The 9772-nt window shown below is 72.0% G+C and carries 11 protein-coding genes; 7 read left to right on the plus strand and 4 right to left on the minus strand.

The features are described 5' to 3' along the window. Nucleotides 1-155: 155 nt before the first annotated feature. The 3 genes from LWW96_RS01275 to LWW96_RS01285 all read left to right on the plus strand — a co-directional run bounded on the left by LWW96_RS01275 (nucleotide 156) and on the right by LWW96_RS01285 (nucleotide 1691). A complete protein-coding gene (locus tag LWW96_RS01275; protein WP_291483854.1) occupies nucleotides 156-656 on the plus strand; it encodes a pyridoxamine 5'-phosphate oxidase family protein in 501 nt (166 codons plus the stop codon). 48 nt (nucleotides 657-704) lie between these two features. Next, a complete protein-coding gene (locus LWW96_RS01280) occupies nucleotides 705-959 on the plus strand; it encodes a hypothetical protein (protein WP_291483855.1) in 255 nt (84 codons plus the stop codon). 120 nt (nucleotides 960-1079) lie between these two features. After that, nucleotides 1080-1691 carry a 3'-5' exonuclease gene (locus LWW96_RS01285; RefSeq protein WP_291483856.1) on the plus strand — a complete coding sequence of 204 codons (612 nt, stop codon included), beginning with the start codon at nucleotides 1080-1082 and terminating at the stop codon, nucleotides 1689-1691. Between the two features lie 75 nt (nucleotides 1692-1766). On the opposite strand, the gene LWW96_RS01290 is transcribed toward LWW96_RS01285, so the two are convergent. Further along, nucleotides 1767-2069 carry a TfoX/Sxy family protein gene (locus LWW96_RS01290; RefSeq protein WP_291483857.1) on the minus strand — a complete coding sequence of 101 codons (303 nt, stop codon included), beginning with the start codon at nucleotides 2067-2069 and terminating at the stop codon, nucleotides 1767-1769. 168 nt (nucleotides 2070-2237) lie between these two features. Here LWW96_RS01290 and LWW96_RS01295 point away from each other — a divergent pair, with 168 nt between their 5' ends. Together LWW96_RS01295 and LWW96_RS01300 are read left to right on the plus strand one after the other, a co-directional pair. Beyond that, nucleotides 2238-2489 carry a DUF3297 family protein gene (locus LWW96_RS01295; protein ID WP_291483858.1) on the plus strand — a complete coding sequence of 84 codons (252 nt, stop codon included), beginning with the start codon at nucleotides 2238-2240 and terminating at the stop codon, nucleotides 2487-2489. Between the two features lie 34 nt (nucleotides 2490-2523). Continuing rightward, entirely contained in the window at nucleotides 2524-3015 is a 492-nt protein-coding gene (locus LWW96_RS01300; RefSeq protein WP_291483859.1) for a ribonuclease HI family protein, read from the plus strand. Between the two features lie 6 nt (nucleotides 3016-3021). Here the strand turns inward: LWW96_RS01300 and LWW96_RS01305 are convergent, their stop codons facing one another. The 3 genes from LWW96_RS01305 to LWW96_RS01315 all read right to left on the minus strand — a co-directional run bounded on the left by LWW96_RS01305 (nucleotide 3022) and on the right by LWW96_RS01315 (nucleotide 5290). Further along, nucleotides 3022-4317, minus strand: coding sequence for an RNA polymerase sigma factor (locus LWW96_RS01305; RefSeq protein ID WP_291483860.1), 1296 nt, complete (start codon nucleotides 4315-4317; stop codon nucleotides 3022-3024). Between the two features lie 5 nt (nucleotides 4318-4322). Next, a complete protein-coding gene (locus LWW96_RS01310; protein ID WP_291483861.1) occupies nucleotides 4323-4733 on the minus strand; it encodes a glyoxalase/bleomycin resistance/extradiol dioxygenase family protein in 411 nt (136 codons plus the stop codon). A 143-nt stretch (nucleotides 4734-4876) separates the two neighbouring features. Next, a complete protein-coding gene (locus LWW96_RS01315; protein ID WP_291483862.1) occupies nucleotides 4877-5290 on the minus strand; it encodes a YciI family protein in 414 nt (137 codons plus the stop codon). A gap of 253 nt (nucleotides 5291-5543) precedes the next feature. On the opposite strand from LWW96_RS01315, the gene LWW96_RS01320 reads away from it, so the two are divergent. Further along, a complete protein-coding gene (locus LWW96_RS01320) occupies nucleotides 5544-7514 on the plus strand; it encodes a WG repeat-containing protein (protein WP_291483863.1) in 1971 nt (656 codons plus the stop codon). 183 nt (nucleotides 7515-7697) lie between these two features. Continuing rightward, nucleotides 7698-9767 (plus strand): TonB-dependent receptor, encoded by a 2070-nt coding sequence (locus tag LWW96_RS01325; protein WP_291483864.1) that lies wholly within the window; start codon nucleotides 7698-7700, stop codon nucleotides 9765-9767. Nucleotides 9768-9772 lie beyond the last annotated feature (5 nt).

Here is a 9772-nt window from a genome sequence, read left to right on the forward strand (position 1 = left end):
GCCAGCCGCCGCGCGGCGCGGCCCTGTCAGACAAATGCCCACATCCAGCCGGGCAAGCTGCCGATGGTCCGCCCCTCGCGCAGCTTGCACAGTGGACCGATACGCCCGTGGCCGATCACGGGCCGGTTCCGATCCACCCACCTGCTGGAGACTCCATGGCACACGACACCCACGCCCACGAAACCTTGTGGAAACTCATCAAGGACATTCGCTTCGGGATGCTGACCCACCGCACGGCCACGGGCATGCTGCATGCCCATCCGCTCACCACGCAGAACCGCAGCATGGACGAGCAGGCCGAGCTGTATTTCTTCATTCCCAAGTCGGGCGAGCTGTACGAGCGCCTGCTGACCGACGGCGAGGTGAACGTGTCGTATGCCGACCCCGGCCAGGACAGCTACGTGTCGCTGTCGGGCCAGGTGCGCTTCGTGGACGACCCGGTGGAAAAGCAAGCCCTGTGGTCCACCGGGGCACAGGCGTGGTTCCCCGGCGGGCCCACCGACCCGGACGTGGTGCTGCTGGCGGTGCGCATCCGCCACGCGGAATTCTGGGACGTGAAGGCCAACAAGATGGTGCAGCTGTTCCAGATGGCCAAGGCCGCCGTCACGGGCGAGCCCCCGCGCCTGGGCGAGCACCAGAAAGTGACGCTGCCGTAACCACGCCCCCCACGGCCACAGGTCCCTGAAACCGCACAGGAGATTGCCATGAGCAAGACCCGTCACGACACCTCCCCCGAGGAGGCAACCCCCGGCGCCGCCGGTTCCGGCAAGGTCGCCAACGACCACAACAGCCCCGGCGACCAGCCGCCCACCCAGTTGCACCAGGGCCGCCGCACCCCGGAGAGCCGCCACGACCGCGATGCCCATATCGGCAGCGGCAACCAGGTGCAATCGCGCCGGGGCGCCCCCGGCAGCGGCACCGGGGGCACGCCCGGCGGCGGAGCGCGCGGCGCGGGCTGAGGCCCGCTGCAGCCGCCCGCTGCAGCCGCCCGCGCAGGAGCGCCGGGCAGGCCCCCGCACGGCGGGGCACAATGCGGGCAGCGCACCCGGCGCTGCCTTTGCTCTGTGCTCCCGCCTGCCATGCCCCCCATTGCCGTCATCGACTTTGAAACCACCGGCGTCTCGCCCGGCCAGGGCGCCCGCGCCACCGAAGTCGCAGTCGTGCTGCTGGAAAAAGGCCAGGTGGTGGACCGCTTCCAGAGCCTGATGAAAACCGGCGCGTGGATTCCCCCGTTCATCACCCAGCTCACCGGCATCACCAATGCCATGGTGGCGGCCGCGCCCGATGCGGCCGGCGTGATGGCCGAGGCGGCGCGGTTTGTGGGCGATGCGCCCATGGTGGCGCACAACGCCGCGTTCGACAGCAAGTTCTGGCAGGCCGAGCTGGCCCATGCCGGCCTGGCCGCGCCCCAGCCGTTTGCCTGCACGGTGCTGCTGTCGCGCCGCCTGTACCCGCAGGCGCCCAGCCACAAGCTGGGCACGCTGGTGGACTACCACGGCCTGCCGCGCACCGGCCAGGCCCACCGCGCGCTGGCGGACGCCGAAATGGCCGCCGCCCTGCTGGCGCGCATCCAGCACGACCTGCGCACCCACTGGCGCGTGGCCGAGCCCAGCCACGCACTGCTGCAAGCCGTGCAGCGCTGCGCCCGGCCGGCCGTGCCAGCGCTGCTGGCCCGGCACGCGGCAGCGTAAGGCACCAGCACCTGAATTGCTATAAATTTAATAGCTGCTTGCGCTTTATTCACAAGCGCTAGAGGCATTTTTCTTTCAAATTTCGGGCCGCATGCCACCGGCAGCGCTGTCGTCCAGCTGCATGAGCAGCGCCGTGCGCTCGTGCTGCGCCACCGCCTTCCAGTCGCGCCCGCTGAGGGCGCCCTCCAGCGCCCAGAGCAGGTTGAGGCTGGGCTTGCGCCCCGCCCGGCGCACGGCCAGGAAGGCCGGAACGGCGCCGAGCGCGCGCAGGTCGCCCGGCGTGCGAATCCCGGCGGCATGGAGCATGCGTTCGGACGCCGGCCCCAGATTGGGCAGGCTGCGCAAGGGGCTTTCGTCAAGGCGCGGGCTGGCGGACATGGACCGCATGGTGCCCCTGGCGCCGCCGGCCTGGCAAGCCCTGCACGAAGCGCGCGGGTGGGGCTGCGGCCGGCAACGCATGCGCCGGAGTGGAAAACCAGGCCGCAAAAGCCGGAGAATCGGCGCTTTCCTTTTTTTCAGCAGCGGCCCCGGGGCCGCGCATCTGCCATGAACGACGCCGCTACCACGCCTCCTCCCTTGCCCGACCGCCTGTCGGTGGACCCCCGCAGCCCGCACCACGTGGCGGCCGTGTTCCAGCACGACATCGGCATCCGCTTGAACGGCAAGGACCGCACCGATGTGGAGGAATACTGCCTGAGCGAAGGCTGGGTGAAGGTGCCCGCCGGCAAGACGGTGGACCGCAAGGGCCAGCCGCTGATGATCAAGCTCAAGGGCAAGGTCGAGGCTTTCTACAAGTGACATCCCGCCGAGCGGCTGCGCATCAGCGCCTGCCATGAACGAAAACAGCCCTGCGCCGGCCTGGGTCATCCATTGCGACGGCAGTGCCTGGCCCAACCCGGGGCGCATGGGACTGGGGGCGGTGGTAACGGGGCCTGATGGAGCGGTGCGGCACCAGGTTTCCGAAGCTACGACCTTCACCGGCTGCAACAACGAAGCCGAGTTGCGCGCACTGATGCACGCGCTGCAGTGGCTGGCGCAGCAAGGGCTGGCGGCATCGACGCCGGTGCAGGTGTTCAGCGACAGCAGCGTGCTGGTGGAGCAGCTGGGTGGCCGCCCGGCGGCGCCGCTGGCGCGGCTGGCCCCGTTGTTTGACGAGGCGCGCAGCTTGCTGCACGCATTCGACGACGTTCGCTTGCAGTGGATTCCGCGCCACCGCAACGGCGCCGCCGACACCCTGGCGCGCACCGCGCTGGGGCTGGCCCCCAAGGCGGCCACGCCGCCCAGCCAGCGCGACCGGAAGAAGCCAAAGAAAAAGCGGCGCTGACGGCTCTTAGCCGCACGCGCGGGCCATCAGCAGCGCTTTCTCCTGCGCGTTGCGGGTGAGGCTGGCTGCGCGCTTGAACTCCGCACGCGCCTCGTCCCCGCGGCCCAGCTTGGCCAGCAGGTCGCCGCGCACGCTGGGCAGCCAGTGGTAGTGGCGCAGGGACGGGTGCGAGGCCAGCGCGTCCACCAGGGCCAGCGCGGCCTGCGGACCTTCGGCCATGCCCACGGCCACCGCGCGGTTGAGCGCGACCACGGGCGAAGGCGCCACCTGCAGCAGCGCGTCGTACAGCGCCACGATGTGGTCCCAATCGGTGTCTTCGGCTTGCCGGGCACGGGCATGGCAGGCCGCGATGGCGCCCTGCAGCGCATACGGCCCCCAGGGCTTGCCCGCGCGCGCCAGCTGCTCGGCCTTGTCCAGCGCGGCCAGGCCGCGGCGCACCAGCAGGTGGTCCCAGCGTGCGCGGTCCTGGTCCATGAGCAGCACGGGCCGGCCCTGCGCATCGGTGCGCGCGGGCAGGCGCGAGGCCTGCAGCTCCAGCAGCGCCACCAGGCCCTGCACCTCGGGCTCGTCGGGCACCAGCGCGGCCAGCACGCGCTCCAGGCGCTGGGCCTCGCCGCACAGCGCGGGGCGCATCCAGTCGTCGCCGGCCGTGGCGGCATAGCCTTCGTTGAAGACGAGGTAGATCACCTCCAGCACCGACGCCAGGCGCGGCGCGCGCTCGGCGGCGCCGGGCACCTCGAAGGGCACATGCGCCGCGGCCAGGCTGCGCTTGGCGCGCACGATGCGCTGGGCCACGGTGGGCTCGGGCACCAGGAAGGCGCGCGCGATCTCGCCGGTGGTGAGGCCCCCCAGCAACCGCAGCGTGAGCGCCACGCGCGCCTCAGTGGGCAGCACGGGATGGCACGCGGTGAAGACCAGGCGCAGCAGATCGTCGCCGATGTCGTCCTGCTCGGCGTGCAGCAGGGTGTCCAGCACGTCGGGCGCGTACTGGGCTTCCAGCGCCTGCAGGTCCTGGCCCAGCGCTTCGTTCTGGCGCGCGTGCAGCGCCTGCTGGCGCAGGTGGTCGATGGCGCGGCGCTTGGCCGTGGTCATCAGCCAAGCGGCGGGGTTGGCGGGCAGGCCCGTGGCGGGCCAGTGCTCCAGCGCGGCGACCAGCGCGTCCTGTGCCAGCTCTTCGGCACGGCCCACGTCGCGCGTCATGCGCGCCACGCTGGCGATGATGCGCGCGGCCTCGATGCGCCACACCGACGCAATGGTGCGGTGCAGGGCGTCGCGGTCAGTCGCCGGAGGGGCCGGGTCCATGCGGCTCAACCGAGGGCCTTGCTGGCGTCCAGCATGTGCACGAACTCCCAGGTGTGGCCGTCCAGGTCGTCAAAGCTGCGCGAGTACATGAAGCCCAGGTCCTGCGCCGGGCGCGGCGTGGCAGCGCCCGCGGCCACGGCCCGGTCCACCAGCGTGTCCACCTCGTCACGGCTCTGGCAAGACAGGCACACCAGCACCTCGGACGTGGTGTGCGCATCGGCGATCGCCTTGCTGGTGAAGGTCTGGTAGAAGTCCCGCACCAGCAGCATCACGAACAGGTTCTCGCCCACCACCAGGCAGGCGCCCTGGTCGTTGGTGAACTGGGGGTTGAAGTGGTAGCCCAGGGCTTTGAAAAACGCCTGCGCGCGCGCCATGTCGGCAATGGGCAGGTTGACGAAGATCTGTGCGTGGTGCATGGGGAAACTCCTTGGAAGCGTGACGGTAAGGGGAACAGAGCCGCTTGGCAAAGCGGGCGGGCAGAGCACCGCGCACCGGTGCGGGCTTTGGGCGCTGCCACGGCCTGCGGCATGGCGGGGCGTCCGGTGGTACCGGGCAGGACTCAGCCGCGCAGGGCTTCCAGGTCGCGGAACGCCTCCACGCCTTCCACCCCGGCAAAGTCTTCCATCTCGAACAGCTGGCGCACCTCGATCTCGGCCTCCAGCCCCCCGCCCCGCGGGTTGGGAAAGCGGCGCGTCCACTCCAGCGCCTCTTCGCGGGTGCGCACCTGGATCAGGGTGTAGCCGGCGATCAGCTCCTTGGTTTCGGTGAACGGGCCATCGATGACGCTGCGCCCGCCTGCGCCATAGCGCACCCGCCACCCCAGGGCCGTGCGCTGGAGACCGCTGGCGTCCAGCAGCACACCGGCCTGGGCCAGCTCCTCGTGGTAGCGCGCCATGGCGGCCATCAAGGGGGCGGTGGGCATGTCGCCGCGTTCGGATTCGGGGGTGGCTTTCACAATGATCATGAATCGCATGGGGTTCTCCTGGGGTCGAACAAACAAGGGGGGTGAAGGAACGAGCACGAAAATTTCCTCGGCCTTCCTCTCCACGACGAACCGCCCCCGGCCCAATCGACAAGCCGGCAAAAAAATCAGGGTAAATCCCCAGAAAAATGCGCCGCGCCCTGTCCGAAGGGCCGGATGTGGGCGATTTGGCAACGCCGTGCAAATCGTTACCGGCGCGGGCGGGCACCGTGGCTAGCATGCCGCCGGGAGTTTCCCCACGACCATGCACCGCGACCGTTCCACTGCCTCCGCCCCCTGGCTGGCCAGCTTGCCCCTGGACCCGGCGTGCCGGGACGTCGCGCTGCTCATCGTCCACCGGGGCCGGGCCGCGGCGCCCGCCGAAGGCCTGTGCGAGGTTCACGGCTTTGAAGCCGACGGTGCGGGCGGCTGGATCGCCCCCGCCCGCGCGGCCTATGGCGGGTGGGGCTACATCGGCGGCGACGGCCGGTGGCGGGTGCCGCCCGTGCTGCAGCAGGCCCGCGGGTTTGGCACCGACGGCGAAGGTCTGGCCGCGTTTTGCGACGGCGGGCGCTGGGGTTTCATGGACCGGGCCGGGCAGGTGGTGCTGGCGCCCCGGTTTGAGGACGTGCACCCGTTCCGCCAGGGCGTGGCGCCGGTGCAGTTGCCTGGGGAGGGCTGGCGCCTGGTGGACCGCCGGGGCCAGCCCCTCGGCAGCGGCGCCACGTTTGCGGCGCTGGGCCCGCTGGGCCCGCACGGACTGGCGCGCGCCACGGTCGCAGCGAGGGAGGGCGGGCCACCCACCCACGGGTTTGTGGACCAGCAGGGGCGGTGGGCCATCGCCCCCGGCTTGCGCAGCGCGCAGCCGTTCGGGGCGGTGGCCGCCACGGCCGCGTCGCGGGACGGCGTGCTCCACGGCCTGATCGATCTGGCGGGCCGCTGGGTGCTGGCGCCGCGCTACGCCCGCCTGGACGCGTTCAACGCCGACGGGCTGGCCTTCTTCGCCGAGCCGGACGCGGGGGAGGACCAGGGCTGCGGCTATGTGGATGCCGAAGGCCGGGTGGTGGTGCGCGGCGGTCGCAGCCTCTCGCACCATATGGCCTGCGGGGTGGTGGCAGACAGGGCGGCCCCCGGCACACGGTTTTGGACGGCGCGCGGCCAGCCGCTGGCGGGGGCCGCGTGGAGCTTTGGCACGGACTTCTCTGCCGACCGCGGCTTTGCCGTGGTGCGGGCGGCCGCAGCGCCGACCTGGGGCCTGCTGCACCCGGACGGCCGGTTCGTGCCAGCGCCCGCGCAGTTGCTGGAGCCGCTGACCGACGGCGCGGGCCACCTGCCGCCGCCGCTGGCGGGCACGCCGCTGGTGCCGTTCATCACACGCGACGGGCAGTTGGCCTGGGTCGACGGCGAAGGGGACGAGGTCTGGCGCGCCCACTACGACGGCCAGCAAGCCGCACTGCTGGATGCCGCGGGGGCCGTGCTGTGGCGCAGCGGCGTGCGGGACCTGTGCTGGCCGCCCCGGCCGTTTTTTCGTCCGCCGCTGGCGGACCATCTGGAAGGGCTGCAGTCGCTGGATGGCATCGTGCCGCTGGCCCAGCGGCTGCTGGCGCAGGCCGCCGCGCCCGGCCCGGAGCCCCACGCGCGCTGCCGCGTGCTGCACGCCGGCCTGAGCGCATCGCACCGCGGTCCGTATGCGTTCCTGGCCGCCGACCTGCAGGCCGCAGCGCACCAGGCCCAGGCGGCCCTGGCGCAGCGGCTGGCCGCGCGTTACGGCGCGCCGGTGGCGCCCGGTGCCACCGGCGCCGGCGAAGGGGCCGGCACGCTGGCCTGGGCCGTACCCGCCGCGGGCGCCTTATCTGCCTCCGCTGCCGCGCCTGCCCCGGCAGCGGCCCCGCGCGTCCAGTGGCTCACGCTGGAGCAACGGGCCGATCCGTGCGAGGGCGACGGCTCCGCCGGGTGGGCGCTGTGGCTGGCGGCCACGGCGGCCGGCGAAGCGCCGCCCCCCAGCCCCGAGGGCGCCACCCCGGTGCGGCCCCGCGCCCTGCGGCGGCTGGGCGCCCTGGCGGCGCTGGCAGGCCACGGGGCGGTCTCGGCCGCCGCGTGGCACACCGAGGGCGCATGGGCCGGGGCGGCCACGCTGCTGCTGGCGGGCCTCTCCGAGCTGTACTGGGCGTGGCAGTTCCTGGTTTCCGATCCGTGGAGCCCCGGGGTGGCGCTCACGGCGCTGCTGGCCCGCTGAACACTGGGCGCGGCGCTTCGCCAGCAGGCCGAGGCTGGGCCGGACGAGCGGCCCGGGCAGGGTTGGCCCTGTTGGCCCTGTTGGCCCTGTGGGCCGGATTGATACACTTTGTAAAGATTGCGGTGCGGCACCGGCCGCGCGCAACGCTTTACGACAGAACTTTCCCCGACGCCAGGGCCGCCCGTGCGAACGCTCCCCTTCCCCCTCCGTACCGCCGGCGCACGCGCCCCCGCCCTGCCAGTTTGCCGGGCCCTGCCGCGGGGGCACTGGCGGCGGCAGGCCGCCCTGGCGTGGCTGTGCGCCGCCGCCACGCACGCCAGCGCCCAGGCGGACATGGCCCAGCTGCCGCTGGAGCAGCTCATGCAGATGGAGGTCACCACCGCCAGCCGCTACGCGCAAACGGCCCTGGAGGCGCCAGCCGTGGTCAGCGTGGTCACTGCCGAAGACATCCGCCTCTTCGGCTACCGCACGCTGGCCGAGGTGCTGGGCAGCATGCGCGGGCTGTATGTCTCCTACGACCGCTCCTACCACTACCTGGGCAACCGCGGATTTGCCACGCCGGGGGACTACAACACGCGCGTGCTGCTACTGGTCAACGGCGTGCGCTTCAATGACAACCTCTACGACCAGGCGACCATCGGCACGGATTTCCCGCTGGACCTGGACCTGGTGGAGCGGGTGGAGTTCGTGCCCGGCCCCGGCTCGGCCGTGTACGGCGCCAATGCGTTCTTCGGCGTGATCAACGTCATCACCCGCGACGGCCGGCAGCTGCCCGGGCCGCAGGTGAGCGTGGAAGCCGGCAGCCATGGCAGGGCCAAAGGCCGGTTCTCGCTGGGCACGGTGGACGCCGCGGGCGGCGACTGGCTGCTGGCCCTCACGCGGTCCAGCAGCCGGGGCGCCGACCAGTACTACGCTGCGTACGACACGCCAGAGAGCAACCAAGGCATCGCGCAGCGCCTGGATTTCGACCGCAGCACCCAGCTGTTTGCCCGCATGCGGCGCGACGGCCTGAGCGTGACCCTGGCCCACGGGGAACGCACCAAGGGCACGCCCACCGCTGCGTTCTCCCAGGCGTTCAACGACCCCCGCTCGCGGTACATCGACACCACCACGCGGCTGGCCGCCGAGATCACGCGCGAGCTGCAGCCGTCGCTGTCCTTCACCGGGCGCCTGCACGCGGGGCGGTACCGGTTTGACGGCGACTACGTGTACGACTACCCGCCGCTGACGCTCAACCGCGACGTCGGCGCGGGCCAGTGGTGGGGCACGGAGCTGCAGTGGATCAGCACGGCGCTGGCGCGCCACAAGCTCGCCTGGGGCGTGGATTACCGGCGCGACACCGGCATTCGCCAGCTCAACTTCGACGTGGAGCCCGCGGCGCAGTACCTCGACAGCCGCCGCACCGGCAGCGCCGTGGGCCTGTACGTGCAGGATGAGTTTGCGCTGGCTCCCACCCTCACGCTGCACACCGGCCTGCGCTGGGGCAAGCAGTCGGGCAGCGCGGGCAGCGTGCACCCCCGGCTGGGGCTGGTGTACTGGTGGAACCCGTCCACCGTCCTCAAGCTGCTGCACGGCACCGCCTACCGCCCGCCCAACGCCTACGAACGGGATTACGCCGTGGACCTGCCGGGCGGCATTCTCACCACCCCCGGCCTGCGCCCGGAGAAGGTGCGCACCACCGAGATCGCGCTGGAACATTCGCCCACGGGCACCACGCGCATGCTGGTGACGGCGTTCCGCTCGCAGGTGACGGACCTGCTGTCGCTGGGCGATGCGGCGGCGCCGGACCGGCTGGTGTTCAGCAATGCGCGCGGGGTTCAGGTGCATGGGGTGGAAGCCGAGGTGGAGCAGCGCTGGCAGCACGGCGCCCGGCTGCGCCTGGCCTGGGGCTGGCAGCACGCGCGGGACGCGAACGCCAGCGCGCCACCCCTGACCAATGCCCCCCGGCAGCTGCTGAAGCTGCAGTGGTCCGACACCTTGCGCCTGGGCACAGCCGGCCCGCAAGCGCCCGCGCAGTACGCGGTGGAAGCCATTGGCGTGGCCGCGCGCGAGACGCTGTCCTACGCGCGCCTGCCGGGGTACATCGTCACCAACCTCGTCTACAGCCGGCGCATCGCGGACGTGGACCTGTCGCTGGGTGTGTACAACCTGTTCAACCGCCGGTATGCGGACCCGGCGTCCTACGAGATCCGCGAGGACGCGATCCGCCAGGACGGGCGCACCTACCGGCTCAAGCTCACTTACGCCTTCTGAGAATC

The sequence above is a fragment of the Acidovorax sp. genome, assembly GCF_021287135.1.
Lineage (GTDB): Bacteria > Pseudomonadota > Gammaproteobacteria > Burkholderiales > Burkholderiaceae_C > Acidovorax.

What these genes read in the sequence shown, in the direction of transcription:
- LWW96_RS01280 (WP_291483855.1), top strand. Translation starts at nt 705, where the DNA reads ATGAGCAAGACCCGTCACGACACCTCCCCCGAGGAGGCAACCCCCGGC.
- LWW96_RS01305 (WP_291483860.1), bottom strand. Translation starts at nt 4,317, where the DNA reads ATGGACCCGGCCCCTCCGGCGACTGACCGCGACGCCCTGCACCGCACC.
- LWW96_RS01290 (WP_291483857.1), bottom strand. Translation starts at nt 2,069, where the DNA reads ATGTCCGCCAGCCCGCGCCTTGACGAAAGCCCCTTGCGCAGCCTGCCC.
- LWW96_RS01275 (WP_291483854.1), top strand. Translation starts at nt 156, where the DNA reads ATGGCACACGACACCCACGCCCACGAAACCTTGTGGAAACTCATCAAG.
- LWW96_RS01310 (WP_291483861.1), bottom strand. Translation starts at nt 4,733, where the DNA reads ATGCACCACGCACAGATCTTCGTCAACCTGCCCATTGCCGACATGGCG.
- LWW96_RS01315 (WP_291483862.1), bottom strand. Translation starts at nt 5,290, where the DNA reads ATGCGATTCATGATCATTGTGAAAGCCACCCCCGAATCCGAACGCGGC.
- LWW96_RS01285 (WP_291483856.1), top strand. Translation starts at nt 1,080, where the DNA reads ATGCCCCCCATTGCCGTCATCGACTTTGAAACCACCGGCGTCTCGCCC.
- LWW96_RS01295 (WP_291483858.1), top strand. Translation starts at nt 2,238, where the DNA reads ATGAACGACGCCGCTACCACGCCTCCTCCCTTGCCCGACCGCCTGTCG.
- LWW96_RS01320 (WP_291483863.1), top strand. Translation starts at nt 5,544, where the DNA reads ATGCACCGCGACCGTTCCACTGCCTCCGCCCCCTGGCTGGCCAGCTTG.
- LWW96_RS01300 (WP_291483859.1), top strand. Translation starts at nt 2,524, where the DNA reads ATGAACGAAAACAGCCCTGCGCCGGCCTGGGTCATCCATTGCGACGGC.